14 protein-coding genes and 3 pseudogenes are annotated in these 20070 nt (G+C 56.5%); 8 read left to right on the top strand and 9 right to left on the bottom strand.

Annotation, left to right across the window (positions count from 1 at the left end):
- Positions 1-98 precede the first annotated feature (98 nt).
- Entirely contained in the window at positions 99-521 is a 423-nt protein-coding gene (gene ndk / locus AC0L7U_RS18535; protein ID WP_473692746.1) for a nucleoside-diphosphate kinase, read from the bottom strand.
- Between the two features lie 297 nt (positions 522-818).
- Here ndk and AC0L7U_RS18530 point away from each other — a divergent pair, with 297 nt between their 5' ends.
- Positions 819-2054, top strand: a complete 1236-nt coding sequence (locus tag AC0L7U_RS18530; protein WP_473692745.1) for a hypothetical protein — start codon at positions 819-821, stop codon at positions 2052-2054.
- Positions 2055-2152: 98 nt separating this feature from the next.
- Positions 2153-4054: pseudogene (locus AC0L7U_RS18525) on the top strand (ABC-F family ATP-binding cassette domain-containing protein).
- 80 nt (positions 4055-4134) lie between these two features.
- Here the strand turns inward: AC0L7U_RS18525 and AC0L7U_RS18520 are convergent.
- From AC0L7U_RS18520 to AC0L7U_RS18505, 4 genes are all read right to left on the bottom strand, one after another.
- Complete coding sequence (locus tag AC0L7U_RS18520) at positions 4135-4404, bottom strand: TM2 domain-containing protein (protein ID WP_473692744.1); 270 nt, start codon at positions 4402-4404, stop codon at positions 4135-4137.
- 167 nt (positions 4405-4571) lie between these two features.
- Entirely contained in the window at positions 4572-4919 is a 348-nt protein-coding gene (locus tag AC0L7U_RS18515; RefSeq protein ID WP_473692742.1) for a TM2 domain-containing protein, read from the bottom strand.
- Positions 4920-5064: 145 nt separating this feature from the next.
- Positions 5065-5520 (bottom strand): DNA polymerase III subunit chi, encoded by a 456-nt coding sequence (locus AC0L7U_RS18510; protein ID WP_473692741.1) that lies wholly within the window; start codon positions 5518-5520, stop codon positions 5065-5067.
- A 480-nt stretch (positions 5521-6000) separates the two neighbouring features.
- Complete coding sequence (locus tag AC0L7U_RS18505) at positions 6001-7506, bottom strand: leucyl aminopeptidase (protein ID WP_473692740.1); 1506 nt, start codon at positions 7504-7506, stop codon at positions 6001-6003.
- Positions 7507-7746: 240 nt separating this feature from the next.
- Here AC0L7U_RS18505 and lptF point away from each other — a divergent pair.
- The 6 genes and pseudogenes from lptF (at position 7747) to rsmA (ending at position 15642) form a co-directional block, all read left to right on the top strand.
- Positions 7747-8928 (top strand): annotated as a pseudogene (lptF, locus tag AC0L7U_RS18500) (LPS export ABC transporter permease LptF).
- A gap of 2 nt (positions 8929-8930) precedes the next feature.
- Entirely contained in the window at positions 8931-10025 is a 1095-nt protein-coding gene (gene lptG, locus AC0L7U_RS18495; protein WP_473692739.1) for an LPS export ABC transporter permease LptG, read from the top strand.
- A 127-nt stretch (positions 10026-10152) separates the two neighbouring features.
- Positions 10153-12441, top strand: a complete 2289-nt coding sequence (locus AC0L7U_RS18490; protein WP_473692738.1) for an LPS-assembly protein LptD — start codon at positions 10153-10155, stop codon at positions 12439-12441.
- A gap of 367 nt (positions 12442-12808) precedes the next feature.
- On the top strand, positions 12809-13741 hold the full coding sequence (locus tag AC0L7U_RS18485; RefSeq protein WP_473692737.1) for a SurA N-terminal domain-containing protein: 933 nt from the start codon (positions 12809-12811) through the stop codon (positions 13739-13741).
- A gap of 7 nt (positions 13742-13748) precedes the next feature.
- Positions 13749-14774: a 4-hydroxythreonine-4-phosphate dehydrogenase PdxA gene (pdxA, locus tag AC0L7U_RS18480; protein ID WP_473692736.1), complete on the top strand. Its 1026-nt coding sequence runs from the start codon at positions 13749-13751 to the stop codon at positions 14772-14774.
- A 1-nt stretch (position 14775) separates the two neighbouring features.
- A complete protein-coding gene (gene rsmA / locus AC0L7U_RS18475) occupies positions 14776-15642 on the top strand; it encodes a 16S rRNA (adenine(1518)-N(6)/adenine(1519)-N(6))-dimethyltransferase RsmA (RefSeq protein WP_473692735.1) in 867 nt (288 codons plus the stop codon).
- A 138-nt stretch (positions 15643-15780) separates the two neighbouring features.
- Here the strand turns inward: rsmA and gmk are convergent, their stop codons facing one another.
- The 4 genes and pseudogenes from gmk to fabF form a co-directional block, all read right to left on the bottom strand.
- Positions 15781-16491, bottom strand: a complete 711-nt coding sequence (gmk, locus tag AC0L7U_RS18470) for a guanylate kinase (protein WP_473695908.1) — start codon at positions 16489-16491, stop codon at positions 15781-15783.
- Between the two features lie 7 nt (positions 16492-16498).
- The gene (locus AC0L7U_RS18465) at positions 16499-17392 is read right to left on the bottom strand and encodes a YicC/YloC family endoribonuclease (RefSeq protein WP_473692734.1); all 894 of its coding nucleotides are present in this window, start codon (positions 17390-17392) and stop codon (positions 16499-16501) included.
- A gap of 20 nt (positions 17393-17412) precedes the next feature.
- Positions 17413-18609 (bottom strand): endolytic transglycosylase MltG, encoded by a 1197-nt coding sequence (gene mltG / locus AC0L7U_RS18460; RefSeq protein WP_473692733.1) that lies wholly within the window; start codon positions 18607-18609, stop codon positions 17413-17415.
- Positions 18610-18738: 129 nt separating this feature from the next.
- Positions 18739-20005, bottom strand: a pseudogene (gene fabF / locus AC0L7U_RS18455) (beta-ketoacyl-ACP synthase II).
- Between the last annotated feature and the right edge of the window lie 65 nt (positions 20006-20070).

Genomic DNA, 20070 nt, shown 5'->3' with positions numbered 1-20070 from the left:
ACAAAATACCACTCGTTCGAGATCCGTCTCTTGAAACAGCAAAAAGGCCAGTTCCCGATGGAACTGGCCTTTCTCGTATCAGATCGTGAAATCAGCGATTAACCGACGATTTCAGTTCCAGCAAACCAGAATGCGATTTCTTCTGCAGCCGTTTCAGGAGCATCGGAACCGTGAACCGAGTTTTCTCCGATCGACAAGGCGAATTCCTTACGGATCGTGCCTTCAGCAGCTTCAGCCGGGTTGGTTGCGCCCATGACTTCACGGTTCTTGGCAACAGCGTTTTCGCCTTCGAGAACCTGAACGATGGTCGGTGCGGAGGACATGAATTCAGTCAATTCGCCGAAGAAAGGACGGTCCTTGTGGACGGCGTAGAAAGCTTCAGCTTCGCGCTGGGACATCCAGACACGCTTGGAAGCAACGACGCGCAGGCCAGCCTCTTCAAGCAACTTGGTGATAGCGCCCGTCAGGTTGCGCTTTGTTGCGTCCGGCTTGATCATCGAAAAAGTGCGTTCAATTGCCATTGCTCAGATTTTCCTCTCATGTTTTTCAACCATCTGGTCGAAACGTTCATTCTCTAAAGGGCGTGCTCAGCCCACGTCAGGCCAGCAGATCCCTTGGAAACACTCGCGCTTCGTATAACTTTGCCAATGCAGATGTGCAAGGGAAACCCGTCCTGAAACCACCACCGTGCCCGGCTCTGCACAGTCCGTTTCGCTCCTCATCTGTGCCGGGTATAAGCATGTCGCTCGCAATATTGTTGTTTGCGAAGTTTTCCGTTTCAATCTAATCATGAAAGCAAGGGGCTTGAGACGAAATCCATGACCGCTGGTCTTTCACGGAAGATCATCTGCGGCCAAAAGCGAACCTGCAAACTGGTCGATCCCGATGGTCAAACGCGCCGGACGACCTTGCAGAAGGCATACGACATGATCACGGCGCGCCGCAGCCTCAAGGCTGCTCTGTCCTTTCTTCTTCTTTCCGCCGGTGTTGCCGGGCTGTCGCTGTCGCTTGACACCTCCGCCATGGCCCTTGCTCCCAACGTTGGCATCTCGCTGCGGCCTGCAGCGTTTGATCCGCAGTCTTTGCAGGATTACAGCCTGACCCCGGACGACCCTGACGCATCCTCTAACGAAGAGGCGGATCTCGACGCACAGATCGCCGGCCTGCCCGACGATCAACGCATGGATCTCTATGTCTTTGTCGGCGCCAATGTGCTGTTCGCTCTGCATCAGGCCGCCACAGACATGCTCTTGAATGAATTCCCGGCCCACGCTGCGAAGCTGACACCACCGTTGAAAGACCGCTTGACGGCGGTCATGATGCTTGCGGACCAGATCCCTGATCAGCAAGTCATGATGACCAATGCGATCATCGGCCTCTTTCTGGACAACGGCCAGAGCGCTCAAAAGACAGCAACCGCCGCGCAAAAACGCACGCGCCACGACCGCACGCAAACGGCCAACGCAGTGCTTTGTGTAATGGCCGGCGCATCGCCCGCCACCTATGGCCCGCTCGCCAAGGATCTCGGGTTCGGACGCAAGCAGATTTCCCGTTGCGCCACGACCTACAAAAGCACACTGAAGCTTTGGAACAAGACCTTTGCCGGTCACTTGCAACCCGAAAACCTGGGCATGGACATGAACGCGGACGACACGCAAGTGCATTCGGCAAGCACGCGCCCGGGCCAGCCTTCGCCAACTAATGCCAGCACCGGCCAGACGGCTGCAACGACCCAACTGGACACGCCTGCAGGTCTGGACACCGATGTCAATGCAGAGGCCGGTCTGAACGTTATGGTTCGCCACGACCCGGCCCCCGACGATCTGGCGGCATTGGCTTATTTCCTCAAGAAGAGCCAGATCATGGAACAGGTCGCTGGTGATCTGCAGGCTCAGTACAAACTGCCAGTGGGCCTTGCCTTGCATGACACCGCCTGTGGCTCGAATGTGCGGGCGTCCTATTTTGATGCGGCCCATCATGAAGTGGTCTTCTGTCAGGAGGCGCTGAAAGACTACGCCAACCTGTATATGAAGAACCTGAAACCGGTCGATTGAGCCGAAACACGCTTCACCAACAACCACCCGCAAGCTTTTTCCCTGCACACCGCCTTAAGGCTTGCGCGGCATCAAAGCTTGCGCCACAACTTCGCGCCATGTTGCAGATATCTGACCTTACCTATCGCATTGGCGACCGGCTTCTCATCGAGAAGGCCAGTGTCACCCTCCCCGCACGCATGAAGACCGGCCTTGTCGGCCGCAATGGCGCGGGCAAATCAACCCTCTTCAAACTGATTACAGGTGATCTCGCTTCCGAGACCGGCGGTATTCAGATGCCGAAGAGCACCCGCATCGGCCAGGTGGCTCAGGAAGCACCGGGCAGCGAACAGACGTTGATGGAAGTGGTTTTGGCCGCCGACACCGAGCGAGCCGCTCTGTTACACGAAGCAGAGACCGCCACAGACCCAACGCGCATCGCCGATATTCACACCCGTCTCGCCGACATCGACAGCCACACCGCAGAAGCGCGTGCCGGCGCGATCCTGTCTGGTCTCGGCTTTGACACCGAAGCGCAACAGCGCCCCTGCTCTGCCTTCTCGGGCGGGTGGCGGATGCGCGTCGCGCTGGCTGCGGTGCTGTTTTCCGAACCGGACCTGCTGCTCCTCGACGAGCCGACCAACTACCTCGATCTCGAAGGCACCTTGTGGCTGGAAAACTACGTTGCGCGCTATCCGCATCAGGTGCTGCTGATTTCGCATGACCGGGACCTTTTGAACAAGGCCGTCGATTCGATCGTGCATCTGGAACAGGGCAAACTGACCTTCTATCGCGGTGGCTATGACAGTTTTGACCGGCAGCGTCGCGAGACCATGATGTTGCAGCAAAAAGCCAAGGAAAAGCAGGACGACCAGCGCAAGCACCTGCAATCCTTTGTCGATCGCTTCCGCTACAAGGCGTCCAAGGCCCGTCAGGCTCAGGCACGTCTCAAGATCCTTGAAAAGATGGAGCCGATTGCAGCCCTGACCGAAGAAAGCTCGCGGCCGCTGCATTTCCCCAATCCCGAGGGCCGTCTTGCGCCACCGATCATCAAGATGGAGGGCGTGTCGACCGGCTACGGCGACACCACCATCCTGCGCAATCTGACGCTGAACATCGACACTGATGACCGCATCGCGCTTCTGGGTGCCAATGGCAACGGCAAGTCGACCTTCGCCAAGTTGATCTCAGATCGTCTTGGGGCGATGGGGGGCGAAATCGTCAAGGCGTCAAAGCTGAAGATCGCTTTCTTTGCCCAGCACCAGCTCGACGAATTGCGCCCGGCGGAAAGTGCCGTCGCGCATGTACGCTCGCTGATGCCGAACCAGCCCGAAGCAAGGGTGCGGGGCCGCGTAGCCAAATTCGGCCTGCCGACAGACCGGATGGACACCCCTGCCCGCGATCTCTCGGGGGGCGAAAAAGCTCGCCTGCTGCTTGGACTGGTGACGTTCGACGGACCCAACCTTCTGATCCTCGATGAGCCGACCAACCATCTGGACATCGACAGCCGTGAAGCGCTCGTTCATGCCTTGAACGATTTCCAGGGCGCTGTGGTGCTGATCAGCCATGACCGCCACACCTGGTCGAGGCCTGCGCCGAACAGCTTTGGCTGGTGTCCAACGGCACGGTCGGCACCTATGACGGTGATATGGAAGACTACAAGCGTCTGATCCTGCAAGGGCCGGAAGCCGCCGAGCGTGACCGGCAAAAGCGGGTTCAGGCAGAAGCGGAAGCGGCTGAAAAGGCATCGACGCAGGAACGTCGCCAGCCAGGCTGCCGAGCGCCGCACCCAGCTCAAACCGTTGAAGAAGAAAATCGACGAGGCCGAAACGGAGATGAAGCGGTTACAGGACAAGATCAAGCGTCTTGACCAGGCCCTCTCAGATCCCGAGTTTTTCACGCAGGAGACCGAGCGCGCCACCAAGTTCGCCAAGGAACGTGCCTTCTGCGAGAAGAAACTGGCATCGACCGAAGAAAACTGGCTGGAGCTTTCCGCCCAATTCGAAGCTGCGAGCAGCTAAGTGTAGCTCCCAACAAGGTGGACGAGGCTCAAGGACCTCGTCCACCTTGTCTATTTGATATGATCTCTTTTCATCTGCCTTCAGCGCATTGAGGGGATAGCGACGACCCGCCCTGAGCCATCCTTTTCAATCCCGCAAATCAAGCGGATAAAGACAACAATCGTATGAGCCACATCCACCAGCAGAAGCCCTATGAACCCGGTCGCATAGATTTCATTTCCCGGCATCGCCGAAGCAATCAGACAAGCGAGCCAGCCCACGAAAAGGCCAAGATCGATCAAGCCATGCAGGATATTGCCAAGATAGAAATGATGGAGGCCCATAACGCCGAAGACGCCGCATAGCGCCACCGCGACCTCATATTTCTTATCGCTGACATCAGCTTGCTGCCTCGCACCGGAGCGCCCCGGCTGAGGCCCTCCGCATTGTGGGCAAGCGGAAGCGGTAAAGGCGATTTTCTGACCGCAGTGGACGCAAAAGCTCCAGCCAGAAGACCTGACAGCACCAGACGCGTCTGTCATCGCTTCAGCGGCAAGCCACGACCATCCTTGAAGGACCCGACAATGATCATGACCAGATCAATGATCGTCCAAATGCCAAAAAAACCAAGCGTGAGCAACATCAGGATGCCGGTGCCAATCTTGCCGACGTAGAAACGGTGAACGCCGAGCGATCCGAGGAAGAAACACAGCAGTGCAGCGGCCACCATCGACTTGTGCGAGACAACCGGCTCTGCGAGGGCATTCGGTGCGCCACACTTGGGGCATGTTGGTGCCAGACGCGCCATCGCTTTACCGCAGGTACTGCAATGGACCGCGTCAAAGGCCGGGATCTGTTCACCTGATGGGACCTCGGTCGTCGTCATCAAAATTCCTTCCGAAAATAGATAAAATTCTCAATACTGCGCGCCGATTGGCTAGCACAAAAATATTTGGCAACAAATAGAAAAAAACAAGGTACTTTCAGAGCCTGACAAGCAATACGCCACCGGATCCGATTCAAGATTTGACTTACGCTTTGCGAACCCAGCCGCCCTGTTCGGATTGCTGCCAATAAGTCAGTTCCGCGCCCTGCATCGCCTTCACCATTTTCCAGTGTTGGCGAGCATCGCTGACGGCTTCGTCATCATTGCCATCAAACATGAAGACGACGCGTTCATAGGCCTCAAGCGCTTCCGGGCGGGCACGGTCGACCAGAAACCGGACCGTCGCCCCATTGGGGTTATCGCCGTCTGCTGTGAGATAAATCGGCTGATGTTCGGCATAACCATCTTCCTTGGTGCCGTGAGGCAAAAAGCTATCAGCCGAAAATGTCCACAATTGCCCATCCAGCGTTTGGCAGTGCTCGACAGAGCCGCTTTGCACGGTGACGGTCCAGTCACGTTGCAGACACTTGCCCAACAGGCTCGGCAGAGCGACCTCAAGTGGTTGACGAGTCAGATGATAAAACAGAACTTCAACGGCCATGACGGTTGCTTATGGTCTCCGATTGCCAAGCGCTGGAAAGTGTCGGGAGCACTCTCCTTGCAGGGGCGCGTGATGCAGGCCTGCCACAGTCTCCAGTGTTGAAGCGAGACAAGACATATTGTCAATGGACATGGTCACATCTTCGTAGCATTAACACTTCAAAAATACGCATCAATTATCAATTTCGATCTGGGGTCGTGGTGCTTTGTCTGGCTGGTTCTTGAGGAACCGGGGACACTGGTTGTGTCGGGGGTTTTTACATGGTTGCTCGGATTATGGTGTTTTTCGCTCTTGTCTTTGCCTTGGCTGGGATAACAGCTGGCGTTGGTCTGGTTATTCCAGAACAGGCCACAGCGTGTCAGGCTTACAAGGCCTGCTGATCGAATAGGTCCGCACCATTTTCACAGTTTGATGAAAGACCCCGGTCCATTTGGCCGGGGTCTTTTTTTGGCTTGTTGCTCGTGAACCGGACCTCAGCAATCAGCCTTCATAATTGTCGGCAATCAACCGGTCCAGAAGACGTACGCCATAGCCACTGGCCCACCCCTGTGCGATGTCCGTCTTCGGCCCGCCAAAGGCCATACCGGCAATGTCAAGATGTGCCCAAACCGTGCCGTCCTTGACGAAACGCTGAATAAACTGAGCTGCCGTAATGGAGCCAGCCATGCGGCCACCCGTGTTCTTCACATCGGCATTCGGGGTATCAATCAGCTTGTCATAGTCCTTGGAGACCGGCAGGCGCCACACAGGCTCACCACTTGCCAGACCGGCTGCAGTGAGCTGTGCCGACAGATCGTCATTATTGGAAAACAGGCCGCAATTGACGTGACCAAGGGCAACCAGAACCGCGCCTGTCAATGTTGCCAGATCAATCACGAAGGCTGGCTTGAAACGCTCCTGCGTGTACCAGATCGCATCCGCCAGAACGAGGCGGCCTTCTGCATCCGTGTTGAGGATTTCAATGGTTGTGCCCGACATGGCGCGAACAATGTCGCCCGGGCGCATGGCATTGCCATCTGGCATATTCTCGACAATGCCGATGACGCCGACGACATTGGCTTTCGCCTTGCGCGCAGCCACCGCATGCATCAGGCCGGTGACTGCGGCTGCGCCGCCCATGTCACCCTTCATATCTTCCATGCCGCCAGCAGGCTTGATGGAAATGCCGCCGGTGTCGAAAACCACCCCCTTGCCGACGAAAGCCACGGGAGCCTCGCCGTCTTTGCCACCATTCCAGCGCATGATCGCCAGGCGTGGCGGACGACGCGAGCCTTGCGACACCGACAGCAGCGAGTACATCTTGAGATCTTCAAGCTCTTCCTGTCCAAGGATCTCCACCTCGACGCCCAAAGCCTCCAGCGCACGCGCCTTTTCGGCAAATTCGATCGGGCCGAGCATATTGGCTGGCTCGTTGACGAGATCGCGCGCCAGAAGCACACCATCAGCCACCCCTTCAAGAGCGTCCCATGCGGTTTGAGCCGCTTTCGGGTCACCAACGGAGAGGGTCAGAGAAACGCCCTTGTCACTCTGGTCATCATCCGCCTTGCGGCTCTTATAGGTGGTAAAGCTGTGCGAGCGCAACTTTGCCCCCATGGCAACGGAGGCCTGCGCAGCAGCATCAAACGCCAATGCGCCAACAGGCTCAAGCAGGCAGGTTGCCTCCGTAATCTTCAAGGCTGACAATTTGCCCTGGATTTTTCCACCCAGGTTCACAATATCTGTCTCACTGAGATCGTCGACCTTTCCCAGTCCAAGCACAATCACGCGCTTGGCAGAAACGCCTGCCGGGGCGATCAGATCGAGATCTGTACCGCTCTTGCCGGAAAAGCCAGCAACATCGGCGAACGCCTTCAACCCACCTTCAAGTCCGTCCACAAGCGAGGCCGACACATTTCCAAGGCTCAGCCCTTCCCCGGCCAAAAGAACCACAACACCGGTGTCCGGTGCAGCAAGATCGGCAAACGACACTTTTGTCACTGTGCTCATGATGTTCCTGATTTTTAACAATAAGCTTGAAGATTGGCAGCCTCGGTATATACCGCAGAAAACGCCCCGAAACTGCCCATATGCGTGAACGGTCATGATGGACCGATCAAAAGCCGGGGGCAAGTCGGACAGAAATAAACACTCGTTAACGCTGTTTCTTGATGCGCTGTTCACCAAAATGCATGCTATTGGGAACAGTGATTTGCAAACGATGGAAAGAGCGCTTCGTCCAGCTTTCTCATGAAGACACTCGAACGATATATCCTCCAACGCATCGTCCAGGCGTTCTTCATGACCCTTCTGGCCATGACAGGCGTAGTCTGGGCAACCCAAGCCCTACAGCAGCTTGATCTTGTCACCTCCAAGGGGCAGACGATCTTGCAGTTCTTCGGCATCACCCTGATGGCCGTCCCCTATCTGGTGGTGATCGTTGCCCCGTTTGCGCTGATGATTGCATTGATCATCATCTTGAACGCCATGGCTGCTGACAGCGAGTTGATCGTTATCAATGCCACCGGTGGATCGCGGTTTCTGGTGCTCAAACCGGTGCTGCTGTTTGCCGTGGTTGTGACGATTTTTGCAGCCTTCATGTCGATTTACGTCTCGCCTCTCGGGCGCGCCCAGATGCGCGACGAGATCACCCGTGTGCGCGCCGACCTGATCGCCAATATTGTCAAGCCGGGACGTTTCATCGAAGTTGACTAGGGCCTGACCTTCCATATCCGCAACAGATCGGGCAAAGGGTCGCTTGACGGTCTACTGCTGTATGACACGCGCGATCCGAACACGATCTTCACCTACACGGCTGAAACCGGCCACATCATCGACGCCAAGGGCAAAACACTGCTGGTGATGCAAAACGGAACCATTCAGCGCCGCCCCAAGGGCGTTGGCGATGACATGTCCATCGTGCGCTTCAAGTCGTATGCGTTTGATCTGTCCAGTCTGGTGCCACAGAATGTGACCCCAACCTACAAGGCAAGCGAACGCTCGACGCTCAATCTGCTGTCACCCGACAGCAGTGATCCTTATGTCAAACAACATCCGGACAAGGTGCGAATCGAACTGCATGAGCGTTTCTCCGAGCCGCTGTACAATCTCAGTTTCGCTCTGATCATCTTTGCGCTTCTGGGGCGTGTCAGTTCGACCAGGCAGAACCGCAATGGCGCGGTGACCTTTGCCGTTGCTGCCTGCATGATTATTCGCATCGCGGGCTTTGGTGCCAAAGCTGTGGCCACTGGCGCCGCCTCCATGACCTTTTTGGTCTATCTCGTTCCGTTGCTCGGAGTTCTACTGGGAAGCTGGGCCTGTATCCGAAACAAGCGCCCCACGGCCCCGCAGTGGCTGGTCAGCATCGTCAGTGGGATCACGCGCCTTTATACACGGCTGACGCGGCACAGCGAAGCCGGAGGGATTTCCTGATCATGGTTCTGGGACGCACCCTCACCGTTTATTTCTCTGCCCGTTTTCTGAAGGCAATCCTCGGTATTTTTCTGCTCGCAGCCACGCTTGTGCTGTTGTTCGATGTGCTGGAACTTTTACGCCGCTCAAGCGACGACGCTGGCGTGTCTGTCCTGCGTGTCAGTCTGATCTCGCTGTTCCGGGTGCCGCTGATCCTGCAACAGATCATTCCGTTTGCGGTACTCTTCGGCTCGATTGCAGCATTTGTCACCCTTAGTCGGGGCAATGAGTTGGTCATCACACGCGCTGCCGGGATTTCTGTTTGGCAGTTTGCCATGCCTGCCGTTGTCGTTGGCCTCAGCCTGGGGATCTTCTCGATCCTCGTCTACAATCCGGTTGCGGTGTGGCTTGACCACAAGTCGGAAGTGCTCTCTGCGGGGCTGTTCAAGACCAAACAAAGCATGCTGATCCAAACCACCAATCAGGTCTGGATCCGACAAGACGGCCTGGACGGAGAATCCGTCATTCTGGCTCAGAAGCTGTTGAACGGCGGTACCGAGCTGCTTGATGTGACCATTTTTACGTTCAACAAAAAGGGCCAGTTTCAGGAACGCATTCAGGCCAAGGAAGCGGATCTGGGAATCAAGGTTTGGTATCTGAAGGACGCGACAGTCTACACAACAGCCAGCGATCCACAGCATTACACCAATTATGAACTGAGTACGTATCTGACATCCACCGAAGTCCGCGAGAGCATCGGCTCCCCCGAAACGATTTCGTTCTGGGAGTTGCCAGAGTTCATAAAACTCGCTGAAAACGCAGGACTTCCGGCCTATAGATACGATCTTCAGTACCAAAGTTTGTTGGCGCGCCCCCTGCTTTTGGCTGCAATGGTTTTGATTGCTGCTGCCGTTTCGCTAAAAGTTTCAAGGTTTGGAGGACTCGGAAGATTGATTCTGGGTGGAATCCTTGCCGGGTTCGTGCTTTACGTTCTATCGGAACTCGCAAAAGATTTCGGGGGCGCGGGAATTGTTCCGCCCGTTTTTGCGGCTTGGGCGCCCGGCGTTTTTGGGGTTTTGATGGGGCTTACGATCCTCCTGGGTCAAGAAGATGGGTGAAGACCGCGTGACCAGTTGCTTTTTCACGAGGCCACAGAACAATTGTGGAAATGCGACGGACCGTCTGAATAAGACAGTCCGCAGCCTTTCTGTTGCTTTGTGCCTGTCGGCCTCGACACTTGCTCTGGTGAGCGCATCTGGTCTGCCTGCCTTGGCGCAAAGCCTGCCGGGGCATGTCGGTGCGGCAAAGGACGGGCAGAAAAAAACCTCCCAGATGCTTCTGGAAGCCACCCAACTGACCTATGACTTCGATCATGACGTGATCGTCGCCAATGGTCATGTGCAGGTCTATTATCAGAATGTCACCGTTGATGCGGATCGCCTGATCTACAATCGTGGCAAGAAGACCCTGATGGCCAAGGGCAATGTTATTCTCGTCGATGCAGACGGCAATATCGTTCGCTCGCGCGAGTTGCAGCTCTCCGAAGATCTGGCCAATGGCTTCGCCAACACCATTCAGCTCGACACGCCGGATCGCACCCGTTTCATCGCCGCAAAAGCATCGCGCGAAAACGGAACGACGACGACGATGGAAAACGGCATCTACTCCGTTTACACCAGCCGGCCCTATTCGCCGACAAAGCCACCGCTGTGGCGGGTCCGCGCGCAGAAGATCATTCACAACAACAAGACGCATACGATCCATTTCGACAATGCATCGTTTGAGTTTTACGGCAAGCCGATTGCCTACCTGCCGTTTTTCTCCGTGCTTGATCCATCGGTCAAACGCAAGTCCGGCTTCCTCATCCCCAGTTTCACCATGTCGGATCAGCTCGGCGTCGGTGCAACCATTCCCTACTACTGGGCGCTCAATCCAAGCTACGATGTGACCACGCGTATCACGCCACTTTCCAAGCAGGGCGTGCTCGGGGATGTGACATTCCGTCAGCGCTTGTCGAATGGCCAGTACACAATTTCAGGTGCGGCCATATCGCAGAGCGATCCGGACGTGTTCGAGGGCTACAGTGGCGATCGCCATTTCCGGGGTGCTATCTCGACCACAGGCGCCTTCAAGCTGACAGACATCTGGAACTACGGCTGGAACCTCACCTACAAGAGTGATCGAAAATTCTTCGATGACTACGACATGGTGAAATTCGTCAATACCAGCACCACGAACAACATCTACCTGCGCGGCGCAACGGATCGAAATTCGCTTGAATTCAACGCCTACGCCTTCTCGATTTCGCAAGAAGACTACACCACCGACGGCACCAATGACCCGAGCGCGGCCTTTACAAAGGTTGGTCAGAACCTTCAGGACAAGCAGCCCTACGTTGCCACGGTGGACTACAATCATGTGTTCGCGGACCCTGTTCTGTGGGGCGAAGTGTCATTGCGGAGCAACTTTACAGCTCTCACCCGCTCGCAGACCGACGCGTTTCAGGCTGCGGGGTCCGACGTTGACCGGTTCCGTGGTGCGGCGGGCAACTTCTCTCGCTTCAGCGTCAAAGGACAATGGCGGCGCACGTTCATTGACCCGCTCGGACAAGTCTTCACGCCTTTTGCTTATGTGCGCGGGGACTTGTATTTCGTCGATTCGACCGACGACAACGTCACCGCTCTGACAGACCAGACCATGGTGGCCAAGGCAATGCCCGCCATTGGACTTGAATATCGCTATCCGTTCATCTCCACATTCAGTGGCGGCAACCAGATCATCGAGCCAATGGCTCAGGTTATCTTCCGTCCGAATGAACAGCACATCAACGATCTTCCCAATGAAGATTCGCAAAGTCTTGTCTTCGACGCGTCCAGCTTGTTTGATTATGACAAGTTCACGGGCTTTGATCGGGAGGAAGGCGGATCGCGCGTCAATCTGGGCTTGAACTACAAGCTTCAGTTGAACCGCGGCTATTATCTGAGCGCCCTGCTCGGCCGCTCCTACCAGATCACGGGCGACAATTCCTATGCGGAATCGGATCTTCTGAACTCGTCTGCCGATTCAGGGCTAGAGACGAATGCCTCCGATTACGTCGGCAGCCTTTATCTTGACACCCAATATGGCATCCGCGTTGGGGCACAGGGACGCTTCGATCACGAGAACTTCTCACCACAACGTGTCTTGACCCAGATCACCGGGACCTATGGGCCGGTTGTCGGATCGCTTGCCTATGCGTATCTCGGCGCACAGCCAGATCGCGGTATCGACGACCCGCGTCAGGAAGTTCTGACATCAGCCAGCCTGCGGTTGCAGGAAAATTGGCGCGTCTTTGGCTCACTGCGCTACGACATCGAAAACTCGGACATCGTGCAGAATGCGTTCGGCATCGGATATGACGACGAAGGCTTCTCCGTGTCACTGGCCTATGGCGAAGACCGAAGCGATAATGATACCGAAGACGTCAATCGCACGATTTTCATGCGTATCGGACTGCGAACGCTTGGCTCGACCAACTTCAGCAACAATTATTAAAAATCCAGGTCCTGCGGCTTAAGGGGACTGTCCTGATCCGCAGTATTGGCTTGTGTGTTCTCAACCATCCGGCTCAAGTGAACGACCACTTGTTGCACTGTTAACATTTACGAAACCTTTCGGTTCCCTCTGCATCGCGGATTTCTGCAAGAAAGATAGCCTTGCTTAAAACCGCGGTCTGATGGTCATCGGCATTTCGGACATCGCGTGGCTTGACCATCGCACCGCTTTTCCAAAGAGAACCTGAAATTGGCCATTTTTTCGAACAAATGACCTGCTTTACTGTTCTCAGACTTTGATATTCTCAGGCGTATGTGCGAAATATCGCCTACCCGCGTTGCGATAGACAGGATACCGGACCATCGGCATGATCAGGATTTCACCACGCCTTACCTTTCTCGCCCCACTTATGGTGCTCTTTGCCTTGGCTGGACCTGCTCCAAGCTTCGCAGCGAACTCAATAGAAGTGGTCGTGAATGGCCAACCGATCACATCCTACGATATTTCGCAGCGCGCACGCCTGCTCCGCATGACGGAACGCAAGGCAGCCAGTGTCGCGCAACGTCTGGCGCGCCAAGAGCTGATTGACGACACCTTGAAGCTCGCCGAGGCCAAGCGCGTCGGAGTCTCGGTGCCGCAAGGCAATGTTGACGGAGCTTTCGCCAGCATTGCCAAGCGCGTGCATATGTCGCCAAGCCAGTTGTCGGCAGCCCTGCGTCATGGGGGCGTCAACCCTCAAACGCTGAAGGACCGCCTCAAAGCACAACTCGCCTGGTCCGAAATTGTGCACCAGCGGTTTCGCGCCACGGTAAATGTTACGGATTCCGACGTCATTGCGGCCTTGCGCAAGGACCCGAAAGACGACAAGCAGACGAGCACAGAATATGATCTGGAGCGTATCATCGTCGTGGTGCCGGAGAAATCCAGCAACGGCTATCGGTCGCAGCGTCATGCGATCGCCAATCGCCTGCGATCCTCGTTCAACGGCTGCGATGCATCCGAGGCAACGCTGCACAAATATAAGGAAGTGGTGGTCAAGCCAATCGGTCGTCGTCTTGAAACAGAGCTTCCGGATGATTTGAAAGACGAAATCGCAAAAACCGCAGAAGGTCATCTGACTTCACCAAAGAAATCCTCGAATGGCTATGAACTTATTGCCGTTTGCTCAAAGCGCGAGCTCAAATCCGACGTTGCTGCACAGTCGAAGATGAAAAACGAACTGCGCCAGAAGGAAGGCGAACAGCTTTCCAAGCGGTATCTGCGGACGCTTCATCAGAATGCGATCATTGTTGAGAAGTAAGACAAGCATGGCGTCTCGTCACAAGCCGCTTGCGGTGACCTGCGGCGAGCCGGCAGGAATTGGTCCTGACATCACGCTGCTTGCCTGGCACCAGCGCGGTGTCTTGGACGTTCCGCCCTTTTATGTGCGCACCGACCCGGGCTTCATGGCACATCGTGCCAAGCGACTGGGGCTTGATGTTCCCATTCAGCTTGTTGACCCGGAAGACGCCACAACAATCTTCCAAACCAGTTTGCCAATCGTCGCCACGGATGTGCCCCTGGGCGACGATACACCGGGCGTGGAAAGCGCGAGCGCGGCGCGCGGCGTCATCCAATCCATTGAGGCCTGCGTTGAAGACGTCAGGGCTGGACGGGCCGCCGCCGTGGTGACCAATCCGATCAACAAAGCCGCACTCTATAGTGTCGGCTTCGACTATCCCGGTCACACGGAATTTCTCGGAGCCCTTGCTGCACAGCATTGGCCAGATGCACTCGGCAGTCGTCCCGTGATGATGATCGCCGGGCCGGAATTGATGGTGGTGCCGGTTACAATCCACATTGCCTTGGGCGACGTTCCCAAGGCCCTGACCAGCGATCTGCTGATCGAGACCGTTCGCATTGTTTACAGGGATCTGAAAGACCGTTTCGGCCTGACTGTCCCGCGTATTGCCCTGTGTGGCCTCAACCCGCACGCCGGTGAAAACGGCTCCATGGGACACGAAGAACAAACCATCATGGTCCCTGCCATTGCAGCGCTGAAGGCGGAAGGCATTGAGGTCAGCGGGCCACATCCGGCCGACACAATGTTCCATCCGCGCGCCAGAGCGACATATGACTGCGCGCTCGGCATGTATCATGATCAGGTTCTCACACCAGCAAAGACCATCGGCTTTGATGATGCCGTCAATGTTACGCTGGGGTTGCCGTTTGTGCGCACCTCCCCCGACCATGGCACGGCCTATGGCATAGCCGGAACGGGGACTGCCAAACCCGACAGCTTCGTCTCCGCTTTGCGCATGGCAGCGCTGCTCTCAAAATCAGGAAGCCTGTAACATGGCGCAGATCGACGATCTGCCTCCCCTGCGGGAGGTCATTGCGACGCATGGGCTGGATGCCAAGAAGTCGCTCGGCCAGAACTTTCTGCTCGACCTGAACCTGACATCACGGATCGCCCGGTCAGCCGGTGATCTGAGCGATTGCACCGTACTGGAAATCGGCCCTGGTCCCGGTGGCCTGACCAGAGCACTTCTGGCCGCCGGGGCAAAGCGTGTCGTCGCAATTGAAAAAGACACTCGCTGTCTTCCAGCCCTGGCTGAGATCGCCGCTTATCACGACAACAGGCTGGAAGTGATTGACGGGGACGCTCTCAGCTTCGATCCACGCCCACTCGCGGCAGAAGGTCCGATCAAGATCATCGCCAACCTGCCCTATAACGTGGGCACACAATTGCTGGTGAACTGGATCACGACGCCCGACTGGCCGCCGTTCTGGACGTCGCTGACGCTGATGTTCCAGAAAGAAGTGGCCGAACGGATCGTCGCCGACACACGCTCCAAGGCTTATGGCCGACTGGCAGTTCTGGCAGGCTGGCGCACCCAAGCGGGCATCCTGTTTGATCTCAACCCAAAAGCTTTCACGCCGCCGCCCAAAGTCACCTCGGCTGTGGTGCATCTGACTCCCCGACCCACACCGGCTCCTTGCACTCTGAAGACGCTTGAGCGGATGACAGCGGCCGCGTTTGGCCAGAGACGCAAAATGCTTCGGGCCAGCCTGAAAACGCTTCAGGGAAGCCTTTCCGTGCCGGTAGAGAGCCTTCTGACAGAGGCAGGCATTGCTCCCACATCTCGTGCCGAAGAAATCGACATCGACGGCTTTGTCAGACTGAGCCAGCTTGTTGACAGCAATCTTATCAAGAGTTGAGACACAATCCGACGTTGGCGCCATCGCCGATGGCGGCAAAGTTCAAATGTTTCGATCAGCGATTTGAAAAGACGGCCACCGGGGTTTCCACGGTGGCCGTCTTTTCAATTTCAGCAGAATGTCGGCGCACGTGAAAGCTCAGCTCACGTCAACGTCTTTCACATAGTCTTCCAGATCCTGCACCATGCCGTCAATCAACGGGGCCACGGCGGGCGAGCGTGATTGCTTCAGGCGCTCCGCCTTCAAAATCGACCGCACGCTGTCATAGGCCTTTTGCAGGTCATCATTGACGACGACGTAGTCATATTTGGACCAGTGCCGCATTTCGCCAACAGCGGTTTTCATGCGACGCAAAATCACCTCTTCCGGCTCTTGCTGGCGTCCCTTGATACGCGCTTTCATCTCCATAATGGACGGCGGCAGGATGAAAACCGACACCACATCGGAGCGCATTGTCTCGTAAAGTTGGAAGGTGCCCTGAACGTCGATGTCGAAAAGCACGTCATGACCCTGCTGCAGCGCCGCCTCGACAGGCTCACGCGGCGTCGCATAATAATTGCCATGCACCTCCGCCCATTCCAGCAGCTGGCCCGTGTCGCGACGCTCTGCAAATTGGTCCTTGGTCAGGAAGTGATAGTGCGTTCCGTCGATCTCTTGCGCGCGGCGCTCTCGCGTCGTAACCGAGATTGACAATTCCAGACTGTCCTCCCGCTCCAGAAGCATACGCGCGATGGTCGACTTGCCTGCGCCTGATGGCGAGGACAACACAAGCATCAATCCACGCCGTGCCTTTTCGGCCTGCTCACTGCTCACTGTGGTGCCGGTCGGCCTTGCATCCCTGTCGGACATCATCTTGTTACTCCAGATTCTGGATCTGCTCACGCATCTGGTCAATCACAGCCTTCAGGTCCAGCCCGATAGTGGTCAACTCGACGTCATTCGATTTGGAGCAGAGCGTATTTGCTTCGCGGTTGAATTCTTGGGCGAGAAAATCAAGACGCCGCCCAACGGCCCCGCCCCTGGCAAGCAGATCGTGCGCAGCCGCCACATGGGCGCTGAGACGGTCCAACTCTTCACGAATGTCGGCTTTTGTGGCCAGGATCGCAGCCTCCTGATGCAGGCGCTGCTCATCGAGAGCGCCATTGGAGGCACGCAGTAATTCCGCCACCTGACGGGCAAGTTTCTCGCGAATGGCGTTCGTGCTGCGCGCAGGCAGCCCCTCAGCTCGCTGCGTCAATGCGGTGATGGTGTCGAGCTGTTCGCTAATAAGCCGAACGATAGCCTGCCCCTCTCCCGCGCGCATGTCCACCATGCCTCTCAAAGCTTCGTCGAGAGTTTGCAGCAAGGCGACCCGAAGCGCGGCTTTTTCAGCCTCGCTGTCTTCTGGCTCCTTCAGCTCCATGACCCCCTTTTGCGACAAAAGACCATCAACCGTGGGGGCGATAACGTCCGGAACCTGCTCGCGCAGCACACGGGCTGCGGCCAGAACAGCATTGAGCGCGTCCTGATTGACCGAGAGCACATCGGTGCCGCGTTCGCGCTGCATCGATAAGCCAACAGTGACATTGCCCCGAGCAAGGACAGCCGAACAGGCGGCCCGAACCTTGCTTTCAAGGTCTTCCAGACCGGTGGACATCCGTAGCCGGAGGTCCAGCGACTTGCCATTGACCGAGCGCAGTTCCCATGTCCAGCGCACGGTACCGCTGGTGCCGGTTGCGCGTGAAAAGCCCGTCATACTGGCAAGTGCCATGCCGTCCCTCCTGGTCTTTTTTATTTGTCGGACGTATCGGCCTTGCCGTCAGCGCCCGTCTTTTCGTCCTCAGACGCTTTGTCTGCGTCTGGGGTCTTGCTCTCGGTCGCCTCCGCAGCGGCAGCTTTGGCCTTGCGTTCTTTTTCACGCTCCCGCCATTCGCTCACGTTCTTGCGATGCTGCTCATAGGTTTCTGCGAACACATGACCACCGGTCCCGTCAGCAACGAAATAAAGATCCTTCGTACGCGAGGGATTTGCAACAGCCTCCATGGCTGCGCGCCCCGGATTGCCAATCGGCCCCGGTGGCAGGCCATTGATCTGATAGGTGTTGTAGGGGTTTTCCTGCTTCAACTCGGACTGCTTGATCGACGAACGATCCTTCGTCCACGCCTTGCCACGATACAAACCATAGAGAATGGTCGGATCGGATTGCAGACGCATCCCCTTTTTCAGACGGTTGATAAACACGCCCGCAACACGCGGCCGCTCATCCGCCTTGCCTGTTTCCTTCTCGACAATCGATGCGAGAATCACCAGTTGCTCAGGCCCATCCAACGGCAAATCAGGACTGCGGCGCGCCCATACTTTTTTCAAAAGCTTCTGCTGTGCCTTCTCCATGTCGTCAACAATCGACTGACGCGACGTCCCACGGCTAAAACTATAGGTCTCAGGCAGCAATTCGCCTTCCTTGGGCATCCGCGTGATCTGCCCGGTCAGAACCGGATCCTGGCGGACTTTGTCGACGATCTGATCGGTGGTCCAACCTTCCGGGATTGTCAACTCGTGAACAACAGCCTTGCCTGACACCAGCTTGCTCATGATGCCGTGCATGCTCACGCCAGGGTCGAAAGCATACTCACCGGCCTTGAGGCTGGTGGTGTTCTTGTAAAAGCGTACACCTGCATTGAAGACGGCTTCGTTGACAACGTCATCGTCAATCAAACCATCCTGCTGCAAGCGGGCGATGATGCCGGACAATCCGGCGCCTTTGGGGATCAGAACCGTTTTTGCGGCGCGCAAGGGGCCAGGCTCGTCAAAAATCTTCTTGCCGAAATAAAGTGCCGCGCCGCCTGCCAGAATGCAGAGGACGACCAGCGTGATAATCATATTGATCAGAATGACGAAGGGATTGCGCACCGAACGAGACCGTGGTGGTGGACCTGGCGCCTGATCCGGCTGAAGGGCTTCACGGGGGCTTTTCGGTTTGATGCGCATGGAGACCGCCTCGTCGAGAGAATCGTTGCCTTCGGACCTTGCCGAAAAGTGAGGCCTGTTAAGGGCGCAAATAGAATGAACCCCGGCGGTGCAAAAACAGGCCGCCGGGGTCCGGAAAGCGTGTCGGCCTTAGGACGCGACCTTCTTGAACACCAAAGATGCATTGGTGCCACCGAACCCAAAGGAGTTCGACAGCGCAACATCGATGTTCATGTTCTTGGGCGTATGCGGAACCAGATCAATCGCTGTTTCAACGGACGGGTTGTCCAGGTTGATGGTTGGCGGAGCAACGCTGTCACGGATTGCAAGAATCGAGAAGATCGCCTCAATGGCACCAGCAGCACCCAGAAGATGGCCCGTCGACGACTTGGTCGAGGACATCGTCAGCTTGGAGACACTGTCACCGGCCAGACGCGTGATGGCACCCAGTTCGATCTCGTCCCCAAGTGGAGTCGACGTGCCATGCGCGTTGACGTAGTCCACATCGGCTGCGGTCATGCCTGCGCGGTTCAACGCGGCTTCCATGCAACGATATGCGCCATCACCATCAGAAGATGGAGCGGTAATGTGATACGCATCGCCCGACAGGCCGTAGCCCACGACTTCGGCGTAGATCTTGGCTCCACGCGCCTTGGCATGTTCGTACTCTTCCAGAACGACAACACCCGCGCCTTCGCCCATCACAAAACCATCACGGCCCTGATCATACGGGCGCGAGGCTTTTTCAGCCTGATCATTATAGCCGGTCGAAAGAGCGCGACAGGCAGCGAAACCAGCTAGAGCCAGACGACAAACCGGAGATTCAGCTCCACCCGCGACCATGACATCCGCATCGCCATAGCCAATGAGGCGCGATGCATCACCAATGGCGTGCGCGCCGGTCGAACAGGCCGTCACGACAGCATGGTTCGGCCCCTTGAGACCATGGCGAATTGAAACATACCCGCCAGCCAGATTGATCAGACGGTCAGGAATGAAAAACGGAGAAATCCGACGAGGTCCCTTGTCACGCATGACATGGGCGGCTTCTTCGATGCCCTGAAGGCCACCGATGCCGGACCCGATCAGAACGCCGGAACGAACCTGATCTTCGTATTTTTCAGGCTTCCAGCCACTGTCGGCCATGGCCTGATCAGCAGCGGCAACCGCATAGACGATGAAATCATCAACCTTGCGCTGCTCTTTCGGCTCCATCCAGTCGTCGGCATTGAAGCCGCCGTCTTCGGATGCGCCACCTTGGTAACTGGGCTGCGATCTGACACGCCAGATCATCAACTTCGAAGTTGGTGATCCGCCGGGCCCCGCTTTTGCCCGCGAGGATGTTTTTCCAAGAGGCATCAACGTTTCCGCCAAGCGGAGACACCATGCCCAATCCGGTTACGACAACTCGCCTCATGAACCTGCACTTGTTGCAAGGTAGGGCGACCCCTGCAATGCCAAGGCCGCCCCTACCGTGTCATT

The sequence above is a fragment of the Roseibium sp. 10G30-5 genome (assembly GCF_055809635.1).
Note: the sequence above shows the minus strand (reverse complement) of the source record. Positions and strands in the feature narration are given on the sequence as shown.